This is a genomic window from Actinoplanes sp. KI2, from assembly GCF_025630775.1.
In the GTDB taxonomy this organism is placed as follows: domain Bacteria; phylum Actinomycetota; class Actinomycetes; order Mycobacteriales; family Micromonosporaceae; genus Actinoplanes.
Genome location: NZ_JAOSZE010000169.1, coordinates 1 through 410, shown reverse-complemented (window position 1 = coordinate 410; position 410 = coordinate 1). Strand labels below are relative to the sequence as shown.

The window sequence follows — 410 nt, the reverse complement described above, 5'->3', positions numbered from 1 at the left end:
ACCCGGGCCGGGTTGAAGGACCCGAAGCGTCCGTCCGGTTCGTTCATCTTCGCGGGCCCGTCCGGTGTGGGTAAGACGGAGCTGTCCAAGGCCCTTGCGGAGTTCCTGTTCGGCTCCGAGGACGCGCTGATCCAGCTGGACATGTCGGAGTTCCACGACCGGTACACGGTGTCTCGCCTGGTCGGTGCGCCTCCCGGGTACGTCGGCTATGACGAGGGTGGTCAGCTGACCGAGAAGGTGCGTCGCAAGCCGTTCTCGGTGGTGCTGTTCGACGAGATCGAGAAGGCTCATCCGGATGTCTTCAACACGCTGTTGCAGATCCTGGAGGACGGTCGCCTGACCGACGGTCAGGGCCGGATCGTGGACTTCAAGAACACGGTGATCATCCTGACCACCAACCTCGGCACCCG

General features: G+C 63.7%; 1 protein-coding gene. It reads left to right on the top strand.

The window, feature by feature from the left end; genetic code table 11:
- A partial coding sequence (locus ODJ79_RS46810; protein WP_263030212.1) for an AAA family ATPase occupies window positions 1–410 on the top strand: 410 nt, incomplete at both ends.